This window comes from Leclercia sp. LSNIH1 (genome assembly GCF_002902985.1).
In the GTDB taxonomy this organism is placed as follows: domain Bacteria; phylum Pseudomonadota; class Gammaproteobacteria; order Enterobacterales; family Enterobacteriaceae; genus Enterobacter.
Genome location: NZ_CP026167.1, coordinates 3,909,983 through 3,935,159, shown reverse-complemented (window position 1 = coordinate 3,935,159; position 25,177 = coordinate 3,909,983). Strand labels below are relative to the sequence as shown.

Annotated in this window: 28 protein-coding genes and 1 pseudogene; 9 read left to right on the top strand and 20 right to left on the bottom strand. The window is 53.5% G+C overall.

Going from position 1 to position 25,177, the window contains the following annotated elements; translation table 11 throughout:
* The first annotated feature begins 505 nt into the window (after positions 1–505).
* The 4 genes from drpB to C2U54_RS19540 are packed head-to-tail and all read left to right on the top strand — an operon-like array spanning position 506 to position 3,470.
* A complete protein-coding gene (drpB, locus tag C2U54_RS19555; RefSeq protein ID WP_103180164.1) occupies positions 506–778 on the top strand; it encodes a cell division protein DrpB in 273 nt (90 codons plus the stop codon).
* A 41-nt stretch (positions 779–819) separates the two neighbouring features.
* Positions 820–1,515, top strand: a complete 696-nt coding sequence (locus C2U54_RS19550; protein WP_103180163.1) for a phosphohydrolase — start codon at positions 820–822, stop codon at positions 1,513–1,515.
* A 49-nt stretch (positions 1,516–1,564) separates the two neighbouring features.
* Positions 1,565–2,995: a DNA cytosine methyltransferase gene (locus C2U54_RS19545; protein WP_168192028.1), complete on the top strand. Its 1,431-nt coding sequence runs from the start codon at positions 1,565–1,567 to the stop codon at positions 2,993–2,995.
* Positions 2,979–3,470: a very short patch repair endonuclease gene (locus C2U54_RS19540; protein ID WP_103180161.1), complete on the top strand. Its 492-nt coding sequence runs from the start codon at positions 2,979–2,981 to the stop codon at positions 3,468–3,470. The genes C2U54_RS19545 and C2U54_RS19540 overlap by 17 nt, the downstream gene beginning before the upstream one ends.
* Here the strand turns inward: C2U54_RS19540 and yedA are convergent.
* Positions 3,442–4,356, bottom strand: a complete 915-nt coding sequence (gene yedA / locus C2U54_RS19535) for a drug/metabolite exporter YedA (protein ID WP_103180160.1) — start codon at positions 4,354–4,356, stop codon at positions 3,442–3,444. The two genes, C2U54_RS19540 and yedA, sit on opposite strands and share 29 nt — an antisense overlap.
* Positions 4,357–4,533: 177 nt before the next feature.
* Here yedA and C2U54_RS19530 point away from each other — a divergent pair, with 177 nt between their 5' ends.
* From C2U54_RS19530 to dgcQ, 3 genes are all read left to right on the top strand, one after another.
* A complete protein-coding gene (locus tag C2U54_RS19530) occupies positions 4,534–5,451 on the top strand; it encodes a DUF808 domain-containing protein (RefSeq protein WP_103180159.1) in 918 nt (305 codons plus the stop codon).
* Positions 5,452–5,529: 78 nt separating this feature from the next.
* On the top strand, positions 5,530–5,712 hold the full coding sequence (locus C2U54_RS19525) for a YodC family protein (protein ID WP_103180158.1): 183 nt from the start codon (positions 5,530–5,532) through the stop codon (positions 5,710–5,712).
* A gap of 126 nt (positions 5,713–5,838) precedes the next feature.
* Positions 5,839–7,512 (top strand): cellulose biosynthesis regulator diguanylate cyclase DgcQ, encoded by a 1,674-nt coding sequence (dgcQ, locus tag C2U54_RS19520; RefSeq protein WP_103180157.1) that lies wholly within the window; start codon positions 5,839–5,841, stop codon positions 7,510–7,512.
* Here the strand turns inward: dgcQ and C2U54_RS19515 are convergent.
* Both C2U54_RS19515 and yodD read right to left on the bottom strand, forming a co-directional pair.
* Positions 7,494–8,306 (bottom strand): mannosyl-3-phosphoglycerate phosphatase-related protein, encoded by an 813-nt coding sequence (locus tag C2U54_RS19515; protein ID WP_103180156.1) that lies wholly within the window; start codon positions 8,304–8,306, stop codon positions 7,494–7,496. The two genes, dgcQ and C2U54_RS19515, sit on opposite strands and share 19 nt — an antisense overlap.
* A gap of 298 nt (positions 8,307–8,604) precedes the next feature.
* Positions 8,605–8,832, bottom strand: coding sequence for a YodD family peroxide/acid resistance protein (yodD, locus tag C2U54_RS19510; protein ID WP_103180155.1), 228 nt, complete (start codon positions 8,830–8,832; stop codon positions 8,605–8,607).
* Positions 8,833–8,959: 127 nt separating this feature from the next.
* Between yodD and dsrB the strand changes: the two genes are divergently transcribed.
* Positions 8,960–9,148, top strand: a complete 189-nt coding sequence (gene dsrB, locus C2U54_RS27625) for a protein DsrB (protein WP_180209824.1) — start codon at positions 8,960–8,962, stop codon at positions 9,146–9,148.
* A gap of 91 nt (positions 9,149–9,239) precedes the next feature.
* On the opposite strand, the gene rcsA is transcribed toward dsrB, so the two are convergent.
* The 14 genes and pseudogenes from rcsA to fliF form a co-directional block, all read right to left on the bottom strand.
* A complete protein-coding gene (gene rcsA, locus C2U54_RS19500; RefSeq protein WP_103180154.1) occupies positions 9,240–9,863 on the bottom strand; it encodes a transcriptional regulator RcsA in 624 nt (207 codons plus the stop codon).
* A 286-nt stretch (positions 9,864–10,149) separates the two neighbouring features.
* Positions 10,150–10,942: pseudogene (fliR, locus tag C2U54_RS19495) on the bottom strand (flagellar biosynthetic protein FliR); the annotation flags it as partial.
* Positions 10,943–10,944: 2 nt separating this feature from the next.
* Entirely contained in the window at positions 10,945–11,214 is a 270-nt protein-coding gene (gene fliQ, locus C2U54_RS19490; protein WP_032612271.1) for a flagellar biosynthesis protein FliQ, read from the bottom strand.
* Between the two features lie 10 nt (positions 11,215–11,224).
* A complete protein-coding gene (gene fliP, locus C2U54_RS19485; protein WP_103180152.1) occupies positions 11,225–11,962 on the bottom strand; it encodes a flagellar type III secretion system pore protein FliP in 738 nt (245 codons plus the stop codon).
* Complete coding sequence (gene fliO, locus C2U54_RS19480; protein WP_103180151.1) at positions 11,962–12,336, bottom strand: flagellar biosynthetic protein FliO; 375 nt, start codon at positions 12,334–12,336, stop codon at positions 11,962–11,964. Before fliO ends, fliP begins: the two co-directional genes overlap by 1 nt.
* Positions 12,337–12,338: 2 nt before the next feature.
* Positions 12,339–12,752 carry a flagellar motor switch protein FliN gene (fliN, locus tag C2U54_RS19475; protein WP_103180150.1) on the bottom strand — a complete coding sequence of 138 codons (414 nt, stop codon included), beginning with the start codon at positions 12,750–12,752 and terminating at the stop codon, positions 12,339–12,341.
* Entirely contained in the window at positions 12,749–13,753 is a 1,005-nt protein-coding gene (gene fliM / locus C2U54_RS19470; protein WP_103180149.1) for a flagellar motor switch protein FliM, read from the bottom strand. Before fliM ends, fliN begins: the two co-directional genes overlap by 4 nt.
* A 4-nt stretch (positions 13,754–13,757) precedes the next feature.
* A complete protein-coding gene (gene fliL, locus C2U54_RS19465; RefSeq protein ID WP_103180148.1) occupies positions 13,758–14,225 on the bottom strand; it encodes a flagellar basal body-associated protein FliL in 468 nt (155 codons plus the stop codon).
* 111 nt (positions 14,226–14,336) lie between these two features.
* On the bottom strand, positions 14,337–15,536 hold the full coding sequence (fliK, locus tag C2U54_RS19460; RefSeq protein WP_103180147.1) for a flagellar hook length control protein FliK: 1,200 nt from the start codon (positions 15,534–15,536) through the stop codon (positions 14,337–14,339).
* Entirely contained in the window at positions 15,533–15,976 is a 444-nt protein-coding gene (gene fliJ / locus C2U54_RS19455; RefSeq protein ID WP_103180146.1) for a flagellar export protein FliJ, read from the bottom strand. The genes fliK and fliJ overlap by 4 nt, the downstream gene beginning before the upstream one ends.
* A 20-nt stretch (positions 15,977–15,996) precedes the next feature.
* Complete coding sequence (gene fliI / locus C2U54_RS19450) at positions 15,997–17,367, bottom strand: flagellar protein export ATPase FliI (protein WP_103180145.1); 1,371 nt, start codon at positions 17,365–17,367, stop codon at positions 15,997–15,999.
* Complete coding sequence (gene fliH, locus C2U54_RS19445) at positions 17,367–18,074, bottom strand: flagellar assembly protein FliH (RefSeq protein WP_103180144.1); 708 nt, start codon at positions 18,072–18,074, stop codon at positions 17,367–17,369. The genes fliI and fliH overlap by 1 nt, the downstream gene beginning before the upstream one ends.
* On the bottom strand, positions 18,067–19,062 hold the full coding sequence (fliG, locus tag C2U54_RS19440) for a flagellar motor switch protein FliG (RefSeq protein WP_103180143.1): 996 nt from the start codon (positions 19,060–19,062) through the stop codon (positions 18,067–18,069). The genes fliH and fliG overlap by 8 nt, the downstream gene beginning before the upstream one ends.
* Positions 19,055–20,734 carry a flagellar basal-body MS-ring/collar protein FliF gene (gene fliF / locus C2U54_RS19435; protein ID WP_103180142.1) on the bottom strand — a complete coding sequence of 560 codons (1,680 nt, stop codon included), beginning with the start codon at positions 20,732–20,734 and terminating at the stop codon, positions 19,055–19,057. The genes fliG and fliF overlap by 8 nt, the downstream gene beginning before the upstream one ends.
* Positions 20,735–20,961: 227 nt before the next feature.
* On the opposite strand from fliF, the gene fliE reads away from it, so the two are divergent.
* Complete coding sequence (fliE, locus tag C2U54_RS19430) at positions 20,962–21,276, top strand: flagellar hook-basal body complex protein FliE (RefSeq protein ID WP_103180141.1); 315 nt, start codon at positions 20,962–20,964, stop codon at positions 21,274–21,276.
* A 1,269-nt stretch (positions 21,277–22,545) separates the two neighbouring features.
* On the opposite strand, the gene C2U54_RS19415 is transcribed toward fliE, so the two are convergent.
* Genes C2U54_RS19415 through C2U54_RS19405 form a run of 3 tightly spaced genes read right to left on the bottom strand, consistent with a single transcriptional unit; the run spans position 22,546 to position 25,060 of the window.
* On the bottom strand, positions 22,546–23,787 hold the full coding sequence (locus tag C2U54_RS19415) for a DUF6056 family protein (protein WP_103180139.1): 1,242 nt from the start codon (positions 23,785–23,787) through the stop codon (positions 22,546–22,548).
* On the bottom strand, positions 23,784–24,701 hold the full coding sequence (locus C2U54_RS19410; protein ID WP_103180138.1) for a glycosyltransferase family 2 protein: 918 nt from the start codon (positions 24,699–24,701) through the stop codon (positions 23,784–23,786). The genes C2U54_RS19415 and C2U54_RS19410 overlap by 4 nt, the downstream gene beginning before the upstream one ends.
* Positions 24,698–25,060 (bottom strand): GtrA family protein, encoded by a 363-nt coding sequence (locus C2U54_RS19405; RefSeq protein ID WP_103180137.1) that lies wholly within the window; start codon positions 25,058–25,060, stop codon positions 24,698–24,700. Before C2U54_RS19405 ends, C2U54_RS19410 begins: the two co-directional genes overlap by 4 nt.
* Positions 25,061–25,177: the final 117 nt, after the last annotated feature.

Here is a 25,177-nt window from a genome sequence, read left to right as displayed (position 1 = left end):
ATTAATATAAGTGTCTTTATATGTTTATTTTATACGTTTAAGACAAGCATATACGGTGATTATTGATTTTTATATCAGTTAGTTATTGATGGTTTGGATTTATTAGGTTGCTTTATGTTTTCAGGACGGGAAAAAGTAATAAAAAAGCCCGATAATATTATCGGGCGAAGATAAGGGTAATTTAAGGGTGTTTAATCATGAAACGACAAAAAAGCTCATAACCTCTTTATCATTACATAATTATAAGCTTTAGAAAACAGGTTTATCGGAATGCTGAGAGCAAAATAATGCCGCAATATAATTGATCTCCTGCTGACCTCTCATTAGCGCGTAAGCGAAGCCGCGTAATAAACAGGCACGCTTAAAAATTACTTAAGATCAACTTAACGCAAATCGGCAGCATAAAATCTGCTCAGGAGAGTGCATTAAATAGAAAAATGTGATTTATTTCACATTTTATATTATTGATGTGAATGTAGTGGTGCTGCTGCGCTGAGAGGAGAACATGGCAATGAAAAACGAACGCAGCCTGGGCGGCAAACTGGCATTGTGGGTATTTTACGCCTTTTGCGGCTACTTTCTCTGGGCGATGGCGCGCTATGTATGGGTCATCAGTAAAGTCAGCTCGGTATCAGGTTCGCTGATTCAAAGCGATCCCGGCTCGACAGCCGGCAAGTGGCTGGGCGCCCTGTGCGGCTTTCTGGTATTGAGTGTTGTGGGGGCGATCCTCGGCGGCATTGCCTGGTATACCCGGCCGCGTGATATGTCAGATCGGTAAATAGTTGCTATTGTACAGCTTTTCACTTTATGGAAAGCGCTATGGAACTTGTGCAGTGGCAGCAACGCTTTGAAAACTGGCTGACGGCGCATTACGCCAGCGAGGATACCGCCCATGATATCTCCCATTTCCGTCGTGTCTGGAACACCGCTAAACGCCTGATGGCTGACCAGCCGGTCGATGCGCTGGCGATCCTGGCCGCCTGTTATTTTCACGATATTGTCAGTCTGCCAAAAAATCATCCGCAGCGAGGCCGCTCGTCGCAGCTTGCAGCGGAAAAAACGATCGCGATCCTGCGCGAGGACTTTGCCGATTTCCCGCCCCCACGCTACCCAGCCGTTCAGCATGCGATTGAAGCGCACAGTTTCAGTGCCGGGATCCCGCCGCGCACGCTGGAAGCGAAAATCGTGCAGGATGCTGACAGACTGGAAGCCCTGGGTGCTATTGGTCTGGCACGCGTGTTTGCCGTCTCTGGCGCGCTGGGTGTGCCGCTTTTCGACCCGGAAGATCCCTTTGCCGATGAGCGCGAGCTGAACGACCGCGCCTTTGCGCTTGACCATTTTCAGACCAAATTGCTGCGCCTGCCGCAGACGATGCAAACCGCCGCCGGGCGTGAGCTGGCGCGTCAGAGCGCTGATTTTTTAATCCAGTTTATGGCCCGGCTGAGTGCCGAACTACGCGGTGATTACGAAGGCACCGACAGTGCGGTGTTACAGCGTTTCCGGGAAAGTCTGTAAAGGCTTTCTGTGTTACTCTCTTTTAACCCCTTTTGGTCCGGTTAAATGTATGCAGGAAAATGTATCAGTGACGGAGTCCGCGTTTTTGCTGGCAGAAAAATCAACGGCGTCAGTGCAGGCGTTATTGTGCCAACTGCTGGAAATTTACGATGCCAGAACGCTGGCGCATCTGCTGAATGCTCAGGGCGAAAGCCACTGGAGCCCGGCAATCATTAAGCGGCTGGTGACCAGTGAGCGGGCAGGGCGTCGTCTCAGCGACGGCGAATATAGCGTCTTGCAAAATCTGCTGCCTCGTCCGCCAGCCTGTCATCCTCACTATGCTTTCCGTTTTGTCGATCTCTTCGCCGGGATCGGCGGCATCCGCCACGGCTTTGAGGCGATTGGCGGGCAGTGCGTGTTTACCAGCGAATGGAATAAACACGCGGTGCGTACCTATAAAGCCAACTGGTATTGCGATCCTGACGCGCATCAGTTCAACGAGGACATTCGCGAAGTGACGCTCAGCCACCAGAGCGGTGTGACGGACGAAGAGGCGGCGCAGCACATTCGTGACAACATTCCTGCCCATGACGTCCTGCTCGCGGGCTTCCCGTGCCAGCCGTTTTCCCTGGCCGGAGTATCAAAAAAGAACGCGCTGGGCCGCGCGCACGGCTTTGCCTGCGATACCCAGGGAACCCTCTTCTTCGATGTGGCGCGCATTATTGATGCCCGCCGCCCGGCCATCTTCGTCCTTGAAAACGTCAAAAACCTGAAGAGCCACGACGGGGGCAAAACGTTCCGCATCATCATGCAGACCCTGGATGAACTGGGATATGACGTGGCGGATGCCGCTGACAGCGGCCCGGACGATCCTAAGATCGTTGACGGTAAACATTTTCTGCCGCAGCACCGCGAGCGCATTGTGCTGGTAGGCTTTCGTCGCGATCTCAACCTGTGTGGTAATTTTACGCTGCGGGATCTCCCGGGGCTGTGGCCGACCCGACGCCCGACCATTGCCGATCTGCTTGAGCCCGTGGTGGACGCCAAATTCATTCTCACCCCGGTGCTGTGGAAATATCTTTATCGCTATGCCAAAAAGCATCAGGCGAAGGGCAACGGTTTTGGTTTCGGCATGGTCGATCCTACCAACCCACACAGCGTCGCCCGCACGCTGTCGGCACGCTATTACAAAGATGGCGCCGAGATCCTCATCGACAGAGGCTGGGATAAAGCCCTTGGCGAGCGCGATTTCGATGATGCCGAAAACCAGCGCCACCGTCCGCGCCGTTTGACGCCGCGGGAGTGCGCGCGATTGATGGGATTTGAAACCCCTCAGGGCTACGGCTTCCGCATTCCGGTATCAGATACACAGGCCTATCGCCAGTTTGGTAATTCGGTGGTCGTGCCAGCTTTTGCAGCTGTCGCCCGGTTGCTGGAGTCGCGCATTTTGCAGGCAGTTGAGAAACGCAAGGCTGAGGCCGCGAATGGCGGACGTTCATAATAAAGCCACCCGCAGTAAAAACATGCGCGCCATCGGCACGCGGGATACGGCTATCGAAAAACGGCTGGCCGGCCTGCTTACGGAGGTCGGTTTTGAGTTTCGTGTGCAGGATGCCGCCCTTGCCGGACGGCCTGATTTTGTCATCGACAGCCATACGTGTGTGATCTTTACCCACGGCTGTTTCTGGCATCGTCACGACTGCTATCTGTTTAAAGTCCCGGCGACCCGCACCGATTTCTGGCTGGAAAAAATTGGCAAGAATGTCGCGCGTGATGCACGAGATATCGCTGTGTTGCAGGAGCAGGGCTGGCGGGTGCTGGTGGTGTGGGAGTGCGCGCTGCGCGGCAAAATGAAGCTCGATGACAGGGCGCTCACGGAGCGGCTGGAAGAGTGGATCTGCAGCGGCGGTAACGCCGCGCAGATCGACACGCAGGGCATTCGCCCGCTTACGGTTTCTCAGCCTGACAAGAGGTAACCACCGGTTTTGCCGGCAGCAGGTACTTGCCGAGCGTCACCAGCACCACCGCCATAATAATAATCCCCAGCGCCAGCCACTCTGTCGCCGAGAGCGATTCCCCGCCAAGACCCGTGCCCAACAGGACGGCCACTACTGGATTGACATAGGCATAGCTGGTGGCGACCGCCGGTGAGACATTGCGGATCAGAAACATATAGGCGTTAATCGCGATCACCGAACCGAAAATCGCCAGATAGCCCACCGCCAGCCACCCTGAGAGGTCGGGTAGGGCGGTCATTTTCTCCCCCGACAGCAGGGACGCTGCCAGCAGTACGATCCCGGCGGTGACCATCTCAATGGCGCCGGCCATCATGCCGGAGGGCAATTCAATGCGCGAGCCGTAAACCGAACCAAACGCCCAGCTCATCGAGCCAATCAGGATCAACACCGCTCCCCACGGATTACCGCTGAGGTTACCACCGCTGTTAAGCAGAATAATGCCCACCATCCCGATGGCGATCCCCAGCCACTCCAGCTTGCGCGTTTTGATGCCAAAAAGACGGCTGAAGCAGAGGGTGAACAGCGGAACGGTGGCCACCACCACCGCGGCGATACCGGACGGCACATTCTGATGCTCGGCGACGGTGACAAAGCCATTGCCCACCGTCAGCAGCAGGACGCCAATCAGGGCGGCATTGATCAACGGACGCAGCGGCGGCAGCCTATGGCCGCGCAGGAGCAGAAACGCCAGCAGCAGCGTACCCGCCGAGAGGAACCGCACCCCCGCCATCAGCAGAGGGGGCCAGCTTTCCACCCCAATGCGGATCACGAAGTAGGTGGAGCCCCAGATGATATAGAGCGCAAACAGGGCGCCCGCTAATGGTAAGACTTGCCTGAAACGCATACTCCCTCACGGCGAATTAAAAAGGTCGCATATAGTTAACGTGAAAACTATCACGCTGGCGAGTCCTTTAATTGTGTCGTTGATGTGAATAATTTGTTGACATATACGGGGTGGTTTCGAGGTTTGCGGTTTTACTCCATACTGTCGTGGTAATTAACAAAAAGAAGGAACCTTATTTTGGCGGGAAGTAGCTTATTAACTCTGCTGGATGATATCGCCACGCTGCTGGACGATATTTCACTGATGGGAAAACTGGCGGCGAAAAAGACCGCAGGCGTGCTGGGTGACGATTTGTCGCTAAACGCCCAACAGGTGACGGGCGTGCGTGCCAACCGGGAACTGCCCGTGGTCTGGGCCGTGGCGAAGGGATCGTTGCTCAATAAAGTGATCCTCGTGCCGCTGGCGCTATTGATCAGCGCCTTTATTCCGTGGGCCATTACGCCGTTGCTGATGATCGGCGGGGCGTTTCTCTGTTTTGAAGGGGCGGAGAAAATCCTCCACTCCCTGGCATCACGTAAAGATAAGGAGAAGGAGTCTCCGGCCGCGCGGCAACAGCGTCTGGAAGCGCTGGCAGCAAAGGATCCTGTCGCCTTCGAGCGCGATAAGGTGAAGGGGGCTGTTCGCACCGACTTTATTCTGTCGGCGGAAATTGTCGCCATCACTCTGGGTATCGTGGCGGATGCGCCGCTGCTGAATCAGGTGCTGGTGCTCTCGGGGATCGCCGTTCTGGTGACCATTGGGGTTTACGGTCTGGTAGGGCTCATCGTCAAACTGGACGATATCGGCTACTGGCTAAACGAAAAGCGCAATGCGCTGGCGAAGGCCACAGGCAAAGCGCTGCTGGTGATTGCGCCCTGGCTAATGAAGTCGTTATCGGTGATTGGCACCCTGGCGATGTTCCTGGTCGGCGGCGGGATTGTGGTGCACGGTATTGCGCCGCTGCATCATGCCATTGAACACTTTTCAGAATCGCAAGCATCTGTTATTGCAGACATTTTGCCAACCTTACTCAACCTGGTGCTCGGCTTTATCATTGGCCTTATCGTTGTGGCAGTCGTGAAAGTTGTGGAAAAAATGCGAGGGCACTCACATTAATAGGTTGAAGCTATACCAGGCATAACTGTTATTCCTCGACTAAATTGATACAGTTTCACACTGATAAAGGAGGCGGTTATGGTCTTTCTGGTCAGCGATGAAGTTAAGCCTAAAAATGGCGGCCCACGTATGGTCGTCACCGGCTATGCAAGCGGAATGGTGGAATGTCGCTGGTACGACGGTTACGGCATCAAGCAGGAAGCGTTTCATGAAGATGAGCTTCAGCATGGTGATGGCACCCGGCGACAGGACAAGGCTTAAGTCACGCTACGCCCGGCACTGCCGGGCGTTTTTGTACGTTATAATCGCGCCAACCGCAGTAGCATTGCAAAATCAGCCAGGCTTTGACGTCATGCAGATGGCGAAGGTGGCCTTCACGGAGTAGGTGTGGAGCACGACATCGTTTCAGGAAAAGACGCTTTTACGGCACGACATCGCTTTCATCCGGGACGGGTTGTTAACATCTGCTTTATTGTCGTCCTCATCTTCTCCACGCTGTTGACCTGGCGTGAAGCCGTGGTGCTGGAGGATGCGTACGCGGCCAGCCAGAAAAATCATCTGGAGACGGTGGCCAATTCACTGGATCGCCAGCTTGAGTTCAGCGTGGAAAAGCTGCTGTTCTTTCGCAACGGCATGCGCGACGCCCTTGAAACGCCCCTCGCATCCCCACTGTTGCGTAATACTGTCGACCACTTTAACGATCTGCAGGGCAAGCCCTCCTGGCAGCTGACCTTCGATGTGCGTCGCACCTTACCCTTGAACGGTGTTTCTGATGCCTTTGTACGGCAAACCACCAGCCTGTCACGTGATGATGAACGGATTGAAAGAGAGTTGAGCGCCGCGTTTGAAATGGGCTATTTGCTGCGCATCGACTCTCCGGCAGCACACGCCAGGCGCGTGGTCTATGTTTCCCGCGCCGGGTTTTACGTCTCAACCGATCCCACCGACTGGGGAGGTGACATTATCTCCCGCTACTATCATTCGGTCACACGTCCGTGGTACACCGGCCAGTCGGAGCGTGAGAACCGGGCCCGAAGCGTGCGCTGGTTTACGCATGGGGCAGACGATCGCACCGTTACCGTCAGCGTACCGGTCGATTACCAACGCTACTGGTACGGCGCGCTGGCGTTAGAGTTTACGCTCCCGGGGCTGAAGAAACTGCTGCAGGATGCAGTAGACGGCAATGGTGAAGGTGAGTTCCAGCTCTATGATAAAGGCTTTAATCTGCTCGCCACGTCGGAGAATATTGCGGACAACGTGAATCATTTTGACGAGCGCGAGCGGGCGCAAATTGCCGCTGCTCTGGAAAAAGATACCGAAGGGGATATCCGTCTGGGGAGCCGCTACGTCAACTGGCATCATCTGGATCATTTTAATGGTCTTGTGCTGCGCATCCACACCCTGAGGGAAGGGGCGAACGGTGATTTCGGCAGCATTACTATCGCGCTGGCGATGCTGTGGCTGCTCTTTACCGCGATGCTGGTGGGCTCATGGTTTGTGATCCGCCGGATGGTCAGCAATATGTACCGCCTGCAACACTCGCTGCAGTGGCAGGCCTGGCACGATCCGCTGACCCGGATAAATAACCGTGGCGCGCTGTTTGAGCGGGCAAAAGCGCTGGCGAAGCGGTGTGAACAGCAAAATCAGCCCTACTCGGTGATGCAGATGGATCTTGACCATTTCAAACGGGTTAACGACAGCTTTGGTCACCAGGCGGGGGATAAAGTGCTGACGCATGCGGCTGGCTTAATTACCCGCACGATAAGGGACACCGATGTTGCCGGACGTGTCGGCGGAGAAGAGTTCTGTGTAGTGTTACCGGACACCGGGCCGGAACAGGCGATGGCAATTGCCGAGCGGATCCGCGAGCGCATCAATCGTCGGGAAATCCTGGTGAAAAAAAGCCAGACGACGCGCGTCAGCGTGTCGATTGGCGTCAGCAGCGCAGAGGAGAGCGGTAACTACGATTTTGAACAGCTACAGTCCATCGCCGACGCCCGGCTTTACCAGGCGAAGCAGCGAGGACGCAACCAGGTGGTGGGTCAGGACGAGAAGAAGTGATCCAGCGCTTCACGCCAGCCAGCAGGACCAGGCTGGTGGGTGTGGTAAACCCGCGCCGGATCGTCGTTTTTGAGCGTAATTCCCTGGCGATTGATGCCTTTAACCACCACCGCGAAATCGACACTATCCAGCAGCGGCGCGTCGTTTGGCCCGTCACCCAGACCGAGAGTAGTGGGAAGCGCGCCTTCGCGCTGCAGGTATTGCTCGTTGAGCCAGTTAATCGCCTGATCCTTACCGCCGCGCTCATCAAGAATGTGCCAGAACCGTGCGCCCTGAACATACTTCAACCCCAGCGCGGTCAGCGCATCTTCAAACGCAGCCATTCTCTCATCGCTGTCGCGCCAGATGAGCGTCACCGAGGCTTCATGCAGTTTCGCCAGCCTAGCACGGGCATAATTAAGACCGGTCCACTCACTAATAACCCGCTCGTCCACGTCATCGAAGGTGGTGAATTTGTAACCCTCCCGGGCGCGCAATTGATTGATGATGTTAACGATATCGGCATGGGGAGCGCCATTGATTAACCGTGGGGCGTTGGGATGGTCATCCCAGCGGACATCCAGCTGGATCACCGCGCCATTTTCGGCAATAAAGGGCAAGCCCTCCAGCCCCAGATCGCTCTGGATCTCCAGCATCTCCGCCGCGGTTTTGCTGCTGCAGAGGATCACCGGGATCTGATGGTCCTGTAAGGTATCCAGCCAGCCAAGAGCGGGCTGCCAGTCATAGGTGTGAATATCCAGCAATGTGCCGTCCAGATCGCTATAGATAAGCAGCGGATCGTCGAGTGAAGGCATAGCATCTCCCCTAACAGATGAAGGTCTTTTATAAGAATTTTCTTAAAATAAAATTCTGCAAAACGGTTATCTTATGGAACCGATCCCGCGCACCCCACGGCTGACGCCTGTTGGGCAACTATAATCAACATTTTAATTGCACAGGGAAACTATAAATATGAAGAATATTTCCTTGTCTTGCAAAAAAATTGCAGATAATGTTTACGCGACATCAGATTTCCTGGTGTAACGAATTTACAAGTGCTTCTTGCATGAGCAAGTTTGATCCCGGTCACCCATGACCGGGATTTTTTTCGCATCAGCGATTCACCTCTGTGACGCTGAAATCATGGATATCCAGCTCAAAGGCTTCAGCCAGCTCGCGCCAGGTATGGTAATCCCGATTGTTAACCCGTACCCGGGTAGGGTCATCCTCTATGCGCTGTACTTCGCTCTCGCTGATTTCATTGATCGCGGCGAGCAAGGCATCCACATCAACATTCACTTCCCGTTTAGCCGTTTCGCTGTACTCTTTTTCGGTCTTCATTGCGTACTCCTCGTTTACCCTTTACAGCTTTAAGTATAGACCGCCGATAAAAGCGGCAATCGCGCAGCAACACGCTGCCAGTTTTCACGTTTTGTTCTACACTGGCTCAAAACCAGAGGAGGATTTTATGAACGTCAACGATCGGGTAACCGTCAAAACCGACGGCGGGCCGCGTCGCCCGGGTGTGGTACTGGCAGTTGAGCAGTTTAATGAAGGCACGATGTATCTGGTCTCGCTGGAGGACTACCCGCTCGGGATCTGGTTCTTTAACGAGCTTGGCCACCCTGACGGGATTTTTGTTGAGAGCGTGGAGTAACATGCGTGTCGGCTGACGCGGGCTGGCGCGGCCGAAATGAAAAATCTCTGGCATAGCCAGAGATCGGTTTACGTGGCAAAAAGGGAAGGGGTTAACGCAGATTAACGTAAATTCCGTTGGTCACATTGTCGGTCAGGCGAACGACATGATAGATCACTTGCTTATTATGCGTTTTAATCTTCCTTTTAATATTTCCTTTATGTGACGATACGGTTTTCGCCTTGATATTCATCTGGTCTGAAATCTGAATCGTTCCCTGTCCAGCCATCCACATTCGCAGCATGCTGGATTCAGTTCGGCTTAATGATAAAGTGGGAAAATTAAATTTCGCTACACTCTTTATCTCTTTGTTTAAATAATCCCCGATCAGTTCATCCAGCGATTCCGGCTTAATAGATTTCGAACTAATCAGAAGATTCTGACGCACCCGCAAATATTCATCGAAATGGATATTGGCTATAGCCATAAAAACAATAAACAGGGTGCCGGGATGCTGATTAATGATCTGCTTTATTTGCTGACTGTTGGCGGGATCGTGAATGAAACAGTCCTCATTAATAAACACCACACCTGGCGTAAGGGCGTCACATGCGGCGGCAAGTTCGTCAACCGTATGTACATCGTTGATCTCTTTTTTCTTTACCCCTCTGCTGGCCAGATACCCGGTTAACCCTAGCCGGGTGTAACTGCATAAATCCATAATGATCGTTGACATGGCATACCCTCACTCAATGCATAACGATAATTCACCACCTGCCTGAGAGCTCTTTAACAGCCAAACGGGATGGAAAAATAAATTACCTGTGAGCATTACAAGGACTTTCAGGCGAACTCACTATCCCGTAAAGTTACGTATAATTTGCCAGGAAACTTCTTAAAGTAAAGTAAATGTTGAATTATGTGAGGAGTATAAAAGCATTAAACCCGCTCCAGATATATCCTGGCAGATGTTTCTCATTTTCTATTTTAGGAATATCCTCAGAAAGACAATATAAAAAAGAGGGTTTATTGTTTCACGGAAAGCTCGCGCACGATATTGGCCAATAAATTAAATATTTCACTAAATAGATGTTCGCAGAATGGCGCAATAAGCGGCATTAAGAGGCCGATAAGCACAAGGCCGATAGTCAGGGTGATAGGGAAACCAATGACAAACACCGACAGCTGTGGCGCCATACGGTTAAGTAAACCCAGCGCCAGGTTGACGATCAGCAGCAGGGTAATCAGCGGCAGCGCCAGCATCAGGCCGTTAAGGAAAATCAGCCCGGCCGCACGGGTCAGCGCCATAAAAGCGTTGCTGTTTACCGGCTCCCCGCCAATCGGCAGGGTGTGGAAGGTATCCACCAGCATCGAAATCAGCCACAGATGCCCGTCAAAGGACATAAACAGCAGCATCGCCAGCAGGTCGATGATACGAGCAATGATCGGCATGTTAAGCCGACTGCCAGGGTCAAAGAAGGTGGCGAAGGAGAGACCCATCTGCAGACCAATCAGCTCCCCGGCGGTGCGCACGGCGGCAAAGGCAAACTGCATCGTAAAGCCGATGGCCACGCCAATCAGGATCTGCTGTAGCCCAACCCACAGGGCTGGCGCGGAGAAAATTGGCACATTTACCGGCGGCAGCGTTGGGGCAACGATGATGGTAATGAGAATAGCCAGGCCCAGCTTGACCCGCTTGGGTATCGCCCGCTCGCTCAGGATCGGCGCGGTGGAGATCAGGGCCAGGATGCGCAAGAGCGGCCAGAAGTAGAGGCCCAGCCACTCAAGCCACTGGATGCTGGTAACTTGCAGCATACCTAGCCGATGATATAGGGCAGGTTAGTGAACAGATTGCGCATGTAATCCAGCAGCAGGTTGAGCATCCACGGCCCGGCGATAATGATCGCCACAAACACGGCGATGATTTTCGGGATAAACGACAGCGTCATCTCGTTAATCTGCGTGGCGGCCTGCAGGATACTGATGATCAGACCGGTGACCAGCGCCACCAGCAGCAGGGGAGCGGCAACGGAGATGGCGACCTTCATCGCTTCCGTGCCCATCATCATGACCGATTCTGGCGTCACCGGGCGCTCCTTAACTGTAGAAACTTTGTGCCAGCGACCCCACCAGCAGCTGCCAGCCGTCCACCAGGACAAAGAGCATCAGCTTGAAGGGCAGGGCAATGGTTGCTGGCGGCACCATCATCATCCCCAGCGCCATCAGGACGCTGGCGATAACAAGGTCGATAATCAAAAACGGAATGAAGATCGTAAAACCAATCTGAAAGGCGGTTTTCAGCTCGCTGGTGACGTAAGCGGGCAGCAGAATGCGCATCGGCACCGCCTCAGGCCCCTGGATCGGCCCGGCGTTCGCCAGACGGGCAAAGAGCGCCAGGTCAGCTTCGCGGGTCTGACGTAGCATAAATTCCCGCAGCGGTTGCGCCCCTTTTTCCAGCGCCTCCTGCATGGAGATCTTCTCTTCGCTGAAGGGCTGATAGGCGTCGGTGTAAATCTTGTCGATCACCGGCGACATAATGAAAAAGGTCAAAAACAGGGAGAGACCGAGCAGCACCTGGTTAGGCGGCGCGGACGGGGTACCCAGGGCGTTTCGCAGCAGACCGAAGACGATGATGATGCGGGTAAAGCTGGTCATCATCAGCAGAATAGCCGGGATAAAGGTCAGCGAGGTGATAAACACCAGCGTCTGAACAGGCAGAGACCAGCTCTGACCGCCATTGGCCATCGGCGTCGAGATCAGGCCGGGCAACTGGGCATACACGGCGGGAGCAAACAGGCCAACCCCGGCAAGCGTAAGGGATAACAAACGGCGCATCACGATCTCCCGGAACGCTTAAGCAAACTCTTCATCACGGACTGAAAATCCTGTGGAACCTCTGTGCGACTCTCCTCAGAGACCGGCGCAGGCGGTAATTTATGCAGAATATTAATGTTTGAGGCGGTCACACCCAGCACCAGCCGGGCGTCTTCCACTTCAACGATCACCACGCGCTCACGCGGGCCCAGCGAAGTGCTGGCAGCGAGCTTCAGCCCGCGGGCACCGGCGGTTTTGCCCGCCAGTCCCACGCGTTTAGCCAGCCAGGCGGCAACGAGAATAAAGGCAATAATACCCAGCAGCGCGCCGCTGACCTGAAGCAGCGGCGAACCTGGCACCGCAGAGGGCTGAGAGACGACTGCCTGGGTCTTCATGCTTAACGGCTCAGACGACGCATACGTTCAGACGGGGTAATGATGTCGGTGATACGCACGCCGTACTTATCGGCGACAACCACAACTTCACCCTGGGCAATCAGGTAGCCGTTGATCAGAATATCCAGCGGCTCACCGGCCAGGCCATCCAGCGCCACGACCGAACCCTGCGTCAGGCGCAGCAGCTCTTTAATGGTCATGCGGGTACGGCCCAGCTCCACGGTCAGCTTGACCGGGATATCCATAATCAGATCGATATCCTGCAGCGTACCGCTGACGTCGCCGCCGCCCAGCTGCTGGAATACCGAATCGGCAACGCTTTTGCTGGCCGGTGCTTTTTGTTCGTTTAACGCCTCAGCCCACAGATCGTCCAGTGCTCCGGTGTTGTCATCGGACGGATTGTTCATATCACTCATTTGGGCTGTTCCTCATTCAGAGAATTCAAAATCGGGTTGATCAGGTGCTCAACGCGTAACGCGTACTGATTATTCACGGTGCCATACTGGCTGGTCAGCACGGGCACGCCATCCACATGCGCAATGATGCGGTCGGGTTTTTCTATCGGCAGAACATCGCCGGGTTTTAATTTTAAGATCTGCGACAAACGCAGCGGCACGTCGGCAAAATTGGCCACCAGTTCTAACTGGGAGTGCTGAACCTGGCGTACCAGGTTCTCACGCCAGTTCTGATCTTCATGGCGGGAGTTCTCCAGCGGCGGGTTCACCAGCACTTCGCGCAGCGGCTCAATCATGCTGAACGGCAGGCAGATATTGAATTCGCCGGTCAGGTTGCCGATCTCCACGTGGAACGGGGTGTTGACCACGATGTCGTTTGGCGAGGTGGTAATGTTGGTGAACTTCACCTGCATCTCGGAACGCACATACTCCACGTCGAGCGGGTGGATCGCCTTCCATGCGTCGCTGTACCCCTCAAGGGCCAGCTTCAGCATGCGGTTGATAACGCGCTGTTCGGTGTGGGTGAACTCGCGGCCTTCCACTTTAGTCGGGAAACGTCCGTCGCCGCCGAAGAGGTTATCTACGGCGATAAACACCAGGCTTGGCGAGAAGACGAACAGACCCGTGCCACGCAGCGGTTTCAGATGGATTAGGTTGAGGTTCGTCGGCACCGGCAGGTTACGGGCGAACTCATGATACGGCTGAATGCGGATCGCACCGACGGTAATATCCGGGCTACGGCGCAGCAGGTTAAACAGCCCCATACGGAACTGACGGGCAAAACGTTCGTTGATGATCTCCAGCGCCTGCAGACGCTCGCGCACCACGCGACGCTGGGTATTGGGATCGTAGGGGCGAATATCACTTTCGCCCGCCAGGCCCGCTTTTGGTTCGTCGGCTTTATCGCTGTCGCCGTTGAGCAGCGCATCGATTTCCGCCTGAGAAAGAATACTGTCGCCCATGTCGTTACCGCAGAATGAAAGCTGTATACAGAACGTCGGTGACTTCCTGCTTAGGTTGACCGCTGATCAGAGGCGCGGCCAGCGTTTGCTTAATGGCTTCCACCAGCTTCTGCTTACCTTCATCGGTAGAGAGCTGGGTGGCATCCTGACGAGAAAACAGCAGCAGCAGACGGCTGCGCACTTCCGGCAGGTATTCACTCAGACGCGCGCGGGTAGCTTCGTCTTTCAGACGCAGCGTAATGCCCACGTAAAAGACGTGATCGGCGTCGCCCAGGTTAACGGTGAACGTATCCAGCGCAAAAAAGACAGGTGCCGCCGGCGGTGGTGGCTCCACTTTGGCTTCGGCTGAAGGGGCTTTATTCATACGCCAGTAGCTGTAACCTGCGGTGGCGCAGGCGGCGAGCGTAATTAACACCAACAGCGGGATCCAGATGGAACGCTTACTTTTTTTGGTGATGGCGGAGTCAGTCATCTGTTGCGTGCTTCCTGTTTCGGGACTGCTAATGTGGTGATTATCCCGTGTCCTGTCGCCGTCAAAGGGTCGAAAAGACGGGGATAATCACGCTACCTCTGGCGTTTAGGTTTAGGCGAAGATATCGACGGCACTGTTTCCACGGGCTGCAGACTGCAGCGAGGCCGGTGCCGCCAGCAGCTCATCGCTCTCTTCATCAAATCCGCCGTTATTGCCGGAGCGGGATGCCTGCTGCTGATGCTGAGAGGAGGCCTGCTGTTGACCGTTAAAGTTTTCACTGCTGATGCTGCTTTGCGTAAGCTGAATACCGTTTTCCGCCAGCTGAGTACGCAGCACCGGCAGTGCCGCTTCCAGCGCCGCGCGAACGTGGCTGTGGCCTGACACCATCTGCAGCTGCGCCTGGTTATCATCCAGCTTAAGCGTAATTTGCACCTGGCCCAGATCTTCCGGGTGCAGACGCAGCTCGGCGCTCTGCTGGCCCTGACGGGTGAACAGCGTGATGTGCTGGCTGATGGTCTGCTGCCACTCATTGCTGCCCAGCTGGGCGCTGACCACCGGTGCGGCGGCCATCGTCGGCTGAGCAGAGGTAAGATTGCTGACAATCGGCCCCATCGTGATGGTCGGCCCGGTCGGGGATGGTGTGCTCTCAGCCGCCTGTCTGGTCGTTGCCGCGGCGACGGCTGGCGTCAGTTGGGTGTCAGAAGCTAAGGCCGCACCTTTATCCTGAGCCACGTTTTTTGCGGTGCGCAGCGCATCGGTATCCAGCGCTGGCTGATGACCACGATCGCCATTCAGCATCGCCTTCACATCCAGGCTTCCGGCGCTCACTGGCTGAGGCGCGGCCGCGGTTGCGGTCTGCTGGTGGGGAAGCATCGCCATGAGGGCGCTTAATCCCGCCAGCTCTTCCTCGCTAAGCTCCGTTTTGCTGTCAGCCTCTTTAGCGGCCTGGGCCAGCGATTTCAGCACCTCGCTTTTGGCGACCGGCAACAGGCCGTGTGCCAGCCCCGGCTGGCTGGCATCTTCATCGGATAGCGTCAGATCCTGACGCGCCAGCAGCTCGGCAAGCTTGCCGGCATCGGCGTCAACGTCGCTATCGGCGGCACCGGTTTGCAGCGCCGCCTGGGCGAACTTGCCGCCCGATGAGTGGAGATCGTTCAGCGTCAGGCCGACATCTTTGCCCTGACCTTTGGCATCGCTTAACGCGCCCGCCAGCAGGGCAAGAAAATCCTGCGCGCCGTCGGCCGCTTTTCCGCCCCGCGCGCCAGCCGTAAGATCGCTGTCGCTCGAAAGCAGTTGTTGAAGGGTGATCATTCCGGGGTCCTCATTGATGCCCGCTGGGCAAATTCATCCATTTTTTTCTGATCGAGACGGCTTTCCGCCAGGGTTGCGGCGGCAAGCTGGCGATCCTGCAGTGTCTGCCAGGCCTGTAAGCGCTGTTTCTTCTCTCGCCAGGCTGTTAACGCAAGGTCGACTTTATTGCTCCACTGAACCACCTGCTGGCGATGCTGTTCGATCGCTTTCTCCAGCGTCTGGATGAACTGTTGATAGTTGATCCAGCGCTGGCTGCCGATGCCCTGCGTCATATCGGTATTGAGGTTGGTGCGATACTCATGCTGGTAGTCAATCAACATTTTCAGCTGCTCTTCCGCCTGTTGCTGTCCGCGGCGCATCACCCCAAGGTGCTGCGCGGCATGATCAACATCTTGCTCGGCCAGATCTTTCAGCGTGGTTAATGCGCCGTGTTGTGCCATGACATTCGCCCTCTACCTTGTTACACCTGCGGGAAGATCATCTCCAGAGCCTGGATTGAGCTTTCCCAGTCGGCCTTCTCAAAAATACCCTGCTGCAGATACGCCTCCAGATGCGGCCACAGGGCAATCGCCTTGTCGAGCATCGGGTCGCTGCCTTTGGCATACGCCCCGACGCTGATCAGATCGCGGTTGCGCTGGAAGCTGGAGAGCAGCTGTTTGAAGTTACGCACCCGGGCGTAATGCTTCTCGGTAATCAGCGCCGTCATCGCACGGCTGATAGAGGCTTCGATATCGATAGCCGGATAGTGGCCCGCTTCGGCCAGGCGGCGCGACAGGACGATATGGCCGTCGAGGATCGCGCGTGCCGAGTCGGCAATCGGGTCCTGCTGGTCATCGCCTTCGGTCAGCACCGTGTAAAAGGCGGTAATGGAGCCCCCGCCATTGATGCCGTTCCCGGCGCGCTCCACCAACGCCGGGAGTTTGGCAAACACCGAAGGCGGGTAGCCTTTGGTAGCCGGTGGCTCGCCAATCGCCAGAGCGATCTCACGCTGGGCCATCGCATAACGGGTCAGGGAGTCCATGATCAGCAGCACGTGCTGGCCGCGGTCGCGAAAATCTTCGGCGATACGGGTGGCATAGGCAGCCCCCTGCATGCGCAGCAGGGGAGAGACATCCGCCGGGGCGGCAATCACGACCGAGCGGGCACGCCCCTCCGCACCGAGGATGTTCTCGATAAAATCTTTAACTTCACGGCCACGCTCGCCAATCAGTCCCACCACGATAACGTCGGCCTGGGTGTAGCGGGCCATCATGCCGAGCAGCACCGATTTTCCGACGCCGGAGCCGGCAAAAAGGCCCATACGCTGGCCGCGACCGACGGTCAGCAGGGCGTTGATCGGGCGCACGCCGGTATCCAGTACGTGTTCGATTGGGGTGCGTTGTAACGGGTTGAAGGGCGGTGTGACCAGCGCCCCGGTTTCGGTGGTGTCGGGCGCGGGCAGGCCATCCAGCGGCTTACCGGCGCCGTCCAGCACCCGTCCGAGCAGCGCCGGGCCGAGCGGCAGTTGCTTGCCGCTGTGCAGTCCGTCGCTGGAGAAATTTTTGGCATAGACCCGCGCGCCGGGCAGCACGCCTTCGACCTCTTCCAGCGGCATCAGGAACAGACGCTGGCCGTTAAAGCCGACCACTTCGCTCTCGACTTCGTGGATCTCGTTACCGTCCTGCCGTTCGATAATGCAGGTGGCCCCCAGCGGCAGTTGCAGGCCCGTCGCCTCCAGTACCAGACCGGTGGCGCGGGTTAAGCGGCCATAGCGACGAACGGGGGGCAGTTGCGCCATCTTCGCTTCAAAGTTGTCGAGGGTGGTGAGCCAACGGGTGAGGCGAGCGGTCATCAGATGACTCCCGGTGCCGCCAGGCGGCACAGTTCCTGCCAGCGGGTTGCCACGCTGGCATCCAGATCCCCTTCATCGGCAGAGACTTTGCAGCCGCCGTGATGCAGGGTCGGATCGCCGCGCAGACGCCAGCCGTGCAGGCTCAGGGTCGCGCCGAGCATCTCTTCCACGCGCTGCAGATCGTCTGGGTGGACGCGCAGCTGCGGTTTGCCGCTGAACAAGGGCTCCTGCTGCAGCAACCCCTGGATCTGTTTGATAAGCGAAGAGTTATCCACTGGCGGCGTATGGCCAATCACCTGGCGTGCCGCCTCAAGCGCCATCTGCATCAGGCGCGAGGCGATCACGCTGTCCAGCGCGTCCAGGGTATTCTGGAACTCGCTCACCAGCTGCTGCATCCGGGCATGGATCGGCGCCTGCTGCGAACGCGCCTGTTCTAACCCCTGGGCCAGCCCCTGAGTCAGACCTTCCTGATAGCCCTGCTCCTGGCCTTTCTGCCTGCCTTCGTTCAGACCGGCCGCGTAGCCTTGATCGTGCGCCTGCATCTGGATCTGCGCCAGCTGCTGCGCGCGCTGCTCCTCTTCGCTCAGCTCTGGCGCGTCCTCTTCCTCGCCCAGATCGGCAGAAGCGACGGCCGCAGGCACAAATTCCGCGCGGGGAGGGGAGAGATCGTCCGGGGTCCAGACTTTCCACGGCAGTTCATCAGACATAGGTATCCTCGCCGCTGCCTACCACCATCTCGCCGGTTTCTGCCAGACGACGCACAATAAGCAGGATCGCTTTCTGTTCGTTTTCCACCTGAGACAGACGGACCGGGCCACGGTTGGCAAGGTCGTCGCGCAGGATATCCGCCGCACGCTGGGACATGTTGCGCAGGAACTTCTCGCGCAGCGGCTGTTCGGCGCCTTTGAGGGCGATAAGCAGCGATTCGGAGTCCACTTCCTGCAGCAGGCGCTGGATACTGCGGTCGTCCACGTCGACCAGGTTTTCGAACAGGAACATTTCGTCGATAATTTTCTGCGCCAGTTCGCCGTCGAATTCGCGCACTGCGGTAATAACCGCCTCTTCCTGCTGCGTTTTCATCAGGTTGATAATTTCGGCCGCCGTTCTCACGCCGCCCATTTTGCTGCGCTTGAGGTTCTGGCCATCAAGCAGGCCATTCAGTACCTCGGTCAGTTCCGCCAGCGCCGCCGGCTGGACGCCGCCGAAGGTGGCGATACGCAGCATCACATCGTGACGCAGGCGCTCGTCGAACAGCGCCAGAATATCGGCCGCCTGACCACGCTTAAGGTGAACCAGGATAGTGGCGATGATCTGCGGATGTTCGTCGCGAATAAGATCGGCTGCGGTCTGCGGCTCCATAAAGTTGAGCGTTTCGATGCCGCTGGCGGTATCGCGGGTCTCGAGAATATCCTCCAGCAGGCTGGCGGCACGCTCTTCGCCGAGGGCTTTGACCAACACCGAACGCAGGTATTCGTTGGCATTGACGTTGAGCGCCGCAAACTGTTCCGCTTCCTGCTCAAACTCCGACAATACGTCGGTCAGCTGTTTGTTGGAGATCTGACGCACGTTGGCCATTGCCGCACTGAGAATCTGCACTTCGCGCTGGGAGAGGTGTTTGAACACCTCCGCCGCCCGGTCCTCGCCAATGGTCATCAGCAGGATGACGCTTTTATCCGTTCCGGTAAGGTTACTCATTTTCGTTACTCATCCACTGGCGAATGACCAGCGCCACGACGCGCGGATCGTTATCTGACATTTCGCGAATACGCTGGCTCATCACCTCAGCGCCCATGCGCTGGTTAGCACGGCGCTGCTGCAGCTGTTCGTCTTTGCTGAGACGGACTTCCACCGCTTCTTCTGTTTCCTGACGCAGCATGGTCTGCTCTTTCAGCGCCTTCGCCTCTTCGGCGCGGCGTACCAGCTGCGGACGTACCGCTTTACGCCACAGCAGCCAGGCGACAATCACCACCAGCAGCCAGCGACCGGCATCCATCATCTGGGCGATAAAGGACTGAGTTTTCCAGAACGGCAGCTCGCCGCTGTTATCGTCAACCGCACTGAACGGCGAGTTCACGACGTTTAAGGTATCGCCACGCGTCTCTGAGTAACCCATCGCTTCACGGGTCAGGTTTTCAATCTGTTTCATCTGCTCGGCGGTCAGCGGTAGCGGCTTACCGTCCGGCAGAGTTTTGTAGTTGACGACCACCGCCACGGAGAGACGCTGCACATCACCCGTGTTCATTTTGGTGTGGCGAATGGTGCGATCGACTTCGTAGTTAGTGGTTTCGTTGCGGCTGCTGGTGCGCGGGCCGGAATTGGCCGCAGCCGCCGTTTGCTGCTGATTCGCCTGCTGACCGTTCTGCGGGTTCTGCGCTGGCGCATTAATCGGCGCAGTGTTGGCCGGGGCTGGTTGGTTAGAGAGCGCACCCGGTACACCCCCCGGGAATGGGCCGCCCACCTGCAGATTTTCATTTACCTGACGCGAACGCATCACCGCCTGGGCGGCATCGCCGTTCGGACGATACTGCTCTTCGGTCTGCTCTTTATCGGAGAAATCGATCTGCGCGGTAACCTGGGCATGAACGTTGGTTGTCCCTACAATCGGCCCGAGAATGGCTTCGATGCGGCTCTGAATGCGATTTTCCACATCAGTGGCATATTTCAGCTGTGCGTCATTGAGGTCGCGATCGCCGGTGTTGGATTTGGTTAACAGACGACCCGTCTGATCCACCAGGGTCACATTACCCGGCGGTAAACCCGCCACGGCGCTGGAGACCAGATGCACCACCGCACTGATTTGCCCTTCGTCCAGCGCGCGGCCAGGCTGCAGATTAACGGTGACGGATGCCGAAGGGGCTTTTTGTTCCCGGACAAACAGGGTCGGTTTCGGCATGGCCAGGTGCACGCGGGCGCTTTTCAGCGGACCCAGCGTTTCGATGGTACGGGCCAGTTCGCCTTCCAGCGCGCGCTGATAGTTCACCTGCTCGCTGAACTGGCTGATGCCAAATTTTTCCTGATCCAGCAGTTCAAAGCCTACTGCCCCGCCTTTCGGCAGGCCTTGCTGGGCAAGACGTAAGCGGAGTTCATGAACTTTATCGGCGGGGACTTCCAGCGCGCCGCCGTTATCCGCGAAGCGGTAAGGGACGTTCATCTGGGTGAGCTGGGTGACGATAGCGCCGCCATCCTGATCGGAAAGGTTGCTGAAGAGCGTGCGGTAGTCTGGTTGTTTGGCCCATAAGACCATAGCGACAACAATCGCGATGGCGGCAGCGCCTGCCACGATCAACGGCACTTTAGGGTTCGCGCGCAAGCGGCTCATCCATTCGAGAGATTTAGTTTGAGGGCTTGTTGTTGCTGACGCACTCATAGCGCACCTCGCGACTCATCGTGGATTTCATTATTAGTGTGGAGAAACAAAACAGACTCCCGGGTCGGCAAACACACAAAAAATTCCATAATCATGGCTGTGCCATTATTTGTTGAAACGGGAATTTCTATGCGTCAAATAACCTGGTTTTTTAACGCTATTTAGCGCCTTTATCTCATTGACAGACTGCTACTCTTGAGCGCGTAGAAAACCATCAGGGGAAAGTCATGGCAATACAGGGCATTGAAAGCGTCATCAGCCAGCTCCAGGCAACGGCGATGACCGCGCGTAATCAGAACGTGGCTGATGTGCAGTCGACGGTCAGCTTCGCGGGCCAGCTGCATGCGGCGCTGGACCGGATCAGCGACACGCAAACCGCGGCGCGCGTGCAGGGCGAAAAATTCACCCTCGGCGTACCGGGCATTGGTCTGAACGATGTGATGGCCGATATGCAAAAAGCATCGGTATCGATGCAGATGGGCATTCAGGTGCGTAATAAGTTGATGCAGGCGTATCAGGACGTTATGTCGATGCAGGTTTAGGTGTTTTAATCTAAGCGATATACCGTCTTTAACATCAGAGCCTTTTGCGCGGGATGCTGATGGGGTCAAGCTAACTAATTCTGGTTTTAAATGCTCACCTGTTCCTGGTTGTTTTCGGCCATCCAGGAACCCTGGACACAATAAACCCGCGCATCTGAGTGACCCATTTGCCTGGCTATAACATTGGGGGTGGCCCATGCAGTTGATGATCAGTATGTGTAAGTGTGTGGTTGCGGCGTATGTTTATAACTCCAGATTCGAAATCGATATCTAGCCACTAACTTTCCATGCCGTACGCCGCTATAAACAGCATGAGGCTTCGTATTTTCAGGCTGCTGATGCCGACAGGCATCAATCATCCTTATGACCCCCTCACGAATAAAAATGGCTGTTTGGATTCGGAACTATTTTAGTAGCTAAATACCAGAATACGGGTCACCTTTATATAAACACTGTCAGCGGCGAAATGGAATAAAATGGCCATAATCTCTATATTATTGCTAACAGTCGGATTCATCCTTTCTTTTACTGGCGGTTGATGCCCTTTCTTAAGAATGTGTTTACCCGACAGCAAACTCTGTCTTATAAACGGTAGGTCTTCCAAGGTAACGAAAAATGCCAGCCTGTTGTTTCCTTTCCATGACACATGATTACGAATCCTGGACTGGTAATTACCAGGGAGCACTGAATCGCCAAGGGTTAAACAGACAACTCAGAGTCATATATGATGGCTTATAAATAGTTGCCCAAGAGCGGTGCACATTATCCCGAATAGCTTTAAATTGAATCATTCAAATAAATTGTGAATTGTGGTTACTTTATTTCCAGCGTTGTACTTGTCTCGATATCACCGTCTACACTTTTTATAACAGGATAATGAATTACGAGCCGGATTCTTCCACTATCAAAGAGTCAAGAAGGGATGCCACGCCTGAAGACAAAATTGCAATAGTACCTCAGCCAGAACAATACTATTGATTGAATATAACTACATGAGATATTGTTTGTTGATAAGAATCCTGACGCCAGCAAGTACTGTCAGTGGGGACTTCGTAAAATGATTATTGTATTTACATTAAATCCCTCAAGGCAGATCTTTGATAGATTGATTGAGTCATTTCAAATTAATAATGTTTAACCTTAGCTATTTATTATTATACCTAACAGTGCAATAGTTATGATTTATATGTCAACGCCTTTATCTATAATTAGATTCATTATTTTAAATTTGATTATATGGTGGGAATGCCCCACCATATACAGAATTAATTACTGAACATTCCTGAATGCAAGTAGCTTTCCTCTCTCATCATTGATGAGTATTGTAATAGCCGCAATAGAGGCAGTAATGAACAATAGGTATGGAATATAGAGTATCCTATTACCTGACGCATATACCGTAGGGGAATATCCTAACATTGAAGCTGATGCTATTGCTCCACCTATCATGGCCAGTATCAGAAACGATAACAAACTTGTTGTTTGAGATATGATTACAGGTACCAATATTAAAATGGTGACGGTTAATGCAAATAATACGCGACAAATCGACAATGCAGAAAATATAGTATCTCCAGAAAGTTTGATTTTTGACAATGCTACCGGCGTAGAAGGTATTACACATAAAAATAGCAGGATTAAGCCTGCGGAAATGGGAAGCGCTCTGGTCTTTTTATCGCAAATTATTGCCATGGAAAACGCCATCACAGAAGGAACAATTGACTTTTCAGCAATCAACATATCAGCATATAAATTAATTCCAAGCATGGCTTTCTGCAGTACATTGAAGCTACCATACTCTTTATACCATGTTGCAATCTCACTATAATACCTTGCTTTATTTCCGGGGCATGTTGCTATATAAACTATCACTAATAATATAATACCGAGGGCTATCATTGTTGACGATATTTTTTTACCATGGAACTTACTATATATGATTAATGATAGCATAACTAACAAGTTAACAATAGCTAATTGCTCATTGAAAGATGAGAGAAAAATAGAAATATAGCATAATCCGGCACGCCATTTTCCCTTTTCCTGATGCATTATTTTTCCAATAAGTAGTGAGTATCCATAAAAAGCAAGAGCAGAGGGCCATAAATAATTAAATGATCCAGTAATCCATATAGTCCCATTAAAAAATATGTCTCTTGGAATGCTAAAAATAAGCAAAGATGTGGCAATTGCTGGAGCTATTTTCCAACCTTTATCATTAAGGCTACCATTTATTGAGTATATACCAATAACCAACAGCGAAAACATGAATGAGTTTATTATTGCCCAGATATTAAACTTGTTTATCAGGCTAATAAGAGCGTATTCAATTGGCGTGCGTGAGGACCAAGAAAAATATCTACTAATAACCCATTTTATGTGATCTGGCTCTGAAAACGATCTTTCAGAAAACCATAAATCATCAGATATCAGTGAGTATTGGTTGATATGTAATAGAGCTATTGCAAAAATGAAGCAACAGGCAAAAATACCATAGTTTGATCTGCTCATTTCTTACCCTTTAGTATGTATTTTGGACGTTTTTTCGTTTCAAAGTATATTCTTCCTATATATTCGCCAAGAACGCCTACTCCAATTAGTTGAACGCCACCCAAGAATAATATTGAGACTAATATGGATGGATATCCTCGTACAGGGTTACCGAGGATTAAGGTGCCGATAATCATATACGCACCATAGATGAATGCTAAACCTGCGACAAGCAAGCCGATGTATGTCCACATTCTTAAGGGAAAAGTTGAGAAGCTTGTTATTCCTTCCAATGCGAGATTCCATAATTTCCAACCATTGAACTTGGAATCGCCAGCTACTCTTCCCGCTCGAACATACTCAACGACATCAGTACGACCACCAACCCATGAAAGGATACCTTTCATAAATAAGTTGCATTCAGGCATAAGTTTAATATTTTCAACAATTTCACGAGACATGAGACGAAAATCGCCAACATTTTCTTCAATCTGTGGATTGCTGATTTTGTTATGAAGTTTATAGAACCATTCTGCAGTTTTGCGCTTTAGTCGTCCATCAGTTGACCTATCTGAACGTTTTGCAAGAACCATATCAGCGCCATTCTGCCATTTATTAATAAGGTGCGGGATAACCTCTATGGGGTCCTGTAGATCAACGTCAATTGGTATAATAGCTTGCCCTGTAGCATGTTCCAGACCGGCAAACAAAGCGGGTTCTTTCCCGAAGTTGCGTGTGAATGACAGGGGGATAACAAGTGGGTCAGACACCGCCAGAGCATTGATAATAGATTCTGTTGCGTCTTTACTTCCGTCGTTGACAAAGACTAATTCTATTTCAAATTTCTTTAACTCATCATATTCCCTTACCGTTTTATAAAAAATTGGTATCGTGTCCTCTTCATTAAATACTGGAATTACAAGAGAAATTTTCATTTTTCATCCCTAAAAACAATTAACTTTGAATATATGAATCCGCATAATAGGCTAATAGTAGAGAAAACAATAAGAGTGATAATCGGCTGCATGCCTGCCTTATCTGCAGTCCAGCCAACAACCGCACTTAAAATGCCCATAAATCCGACGTACGTTATATAACGTAGTTTCGATGGAGAAGCATTGAATGTGAACCTCGCATTAGCAAAAAAACTAAACGATACTGCTACAAGGAATCCAAACAGGTTAGCGATAGCCTGCGTAGTCTGTAAAAAATAAATACAGCTGGCAAAAACAAGCCAATGCACTAGTGTATTGATTACACCGATAGATGTATACTTCGCAAATAACTTCAGCATAATAAAAAATCAGTAAATTCTTAAAGGTCAGAAGTTTAACATCATTTTCAGATTTGAGCGACTACAGGAATTGATTGTTGCTAATGGGACCTTCTCAAGGAGTAGTCATTTTCATTA

Excerpts from the sequence above, each read along its gene's own strand:
- C2U54_RS19410 (WP_103180138.1), bottom strand. The coding sequence starts at position 24,701 with ATGAAAATTTCTCTTGTAATTCCAGTATTTAATGAAGAGGACACGATA.
- fliM (WP_103180149.1), bottom strand. The coding sequence starts at position 13,753 with ATGGGCGACAGTATTCTTTCTCAGGCGGAAATCGATGCGCTGCTCAAC.
- fliG (WP_103180143.1), bottom strand. The coding sequence starts at position 19,062 with ATGAGTAACCTTACCGGAACGGATAAAAGCGTCATCCTGCTGATGACC.
- C2U54_RS19515 (WP_103180156.1), bottom strand. The coding sequence starts at position 8,306 with ATGCCTTCACTCGACGATCCGCTGCTTATCTATAGCGATCTGGACGGC.
- C2U54_RS19550 (WP_103180163.1), top strand. The coding sequence starts at position 820 with ATGGAACTTGTGCAGTGGCAGCAACGCTTTGAAAACTGGCTGACGGCG.
- yedA (WP_103180160.1), bottom strand. The coding sequence starts at position 4,356 with ATGCGTTTCAGGCAAGTCTTACCATTAGCGGGCGCCCTGTTTGCGCTC.
- rcsA (WP_103180154.1), bottom strand. The coding sequence starts at position 9,863 with ATGTCAACGATCATTATGGATTTATGCAGTTACACCCGGCTAGGGTTA.
- drpB (WP_103180164.1), top strand. The coding sequence starts at position 506 with ATGGCAATGAAAAACGAACGCAGCCTGGGCGGCAAACTGGCATTGTGG.
- fliH (WP_103180144.1), bottom strand. The coding sequence starts at position 18,074 with ATGTCTGATGAACTGCCGTGGAAAGTCTGGACCCCGGACGATCTCTCC.
- fliI (WP_103180145.1), bottom strand. The coding sequence starts at position 17,367 with ATGACCGCTCGCCTCACCCGTTGGCTCACCACCCTCGACAACTTTGAA.
- fliL (WP_103180148.1), bottom strand. The coding sequence starts at position 14,225 with ATGACTGACTCCGCCATCACCAAAAAAAGTAAGCGTTCCATCTGGATC.
- fliK (WP_103180147.1), bottom strand. The coding sequence starts at position 15,536 with ATGATCACCCTTCAACAACTGCTTTCGAGCGACAGCGATCTTACGGCT.
- C2U54_RS19415 (WP_103180139.1), bottom strand. The coding sequence starts at position 23,787 with ATGAGCAGATCAAACTATGGTATTTTTGCCTGTTGCTTCATTTTTGCA.
- dsrB (WP_180209824.1), top strand. The coding sequence starts at position 8,960 with ATGAACGTCAACGATCGGGTAACCGTCAAAACCGACGGCGGGCCGCGT.
- fliF (WP_103180142.1), bottom strand. The coding sequence starts at position 20,734 with ATGAGTGCGTCAGCAACAACAAGCCCTCAAACTAAATCTCTCGAATGG.
- C2U54_RS19545 (WP_168192028.1), top strand. The coding sequence starts at position 1,565 with ATGCAGGAAAATGTATCAGTGACGGAGTCCGCGTTTTTGCTGGCAGAA.
- C2U54_RS19540 (WP_103180161.1), top strand. The coding sequence starts at position 2,979 with ATGGCGGACGTTCATAATAAAGCCACCCGCAGTAAAAACATGCGCGCC.
- C2U54_RS19525 (WP_103180158.1), top strand. The coding sequence starts at position 5,530 with ATGGTCTTTCTGGTCAGCGATGAAGTTAAGCCTAAAAATGGCGGCCCA.
- C2U54_RS19405 (WP_103180137.1), bottom strand. The coding sequence starts at position 25,060 with ATGCTGAAGTTATTTGCGAAGTATACATCTATCGGTGTAATCAATACA.
- yodD (WP_103180155.1), bottom strand. The coding sequence starts at position 8,832 with ATGAAGACCGAAAAAGAGTACAGCGAAACGGCTAAACGGGAAGTGAAT.
- fliE (WP_103180141.1), top strand. The coding sequence starts at position 20,962 with ATGGCAATACAGGGCATTGAAAGCGTCATCAGCCAGCTCCAGGCAACG.
- fliO (WP_103180151.1), bottom strand. The coding sequence starts at position 12,336 with ATGAAGACCCAGGCAGTCGTCTCTCAGCCCTCTGCGGTGCCAGGTTCG.
- fliN (WP_103180150.1), bottom strand. The coding sequence starts at position 12,752 with ATGAGTGATATGAACAATCCGTCCGATGACAACACCGGAGCACTGGAC.
- fliP (WP_103180152.1), bottom strand. The coding sequence starts at position 11,962 with ATGCGCCGTTTGTTATCCCTTACGCTTGCCGGGGTTGGCCTGTTTGCT.
- fliJ (WP_103180146.1), bottom strand. The coding sequence starts at position 15,976 with ATGGCACAACACGGCGCATTAACCACGCTGAAAGATCTGGCCGAGCAA.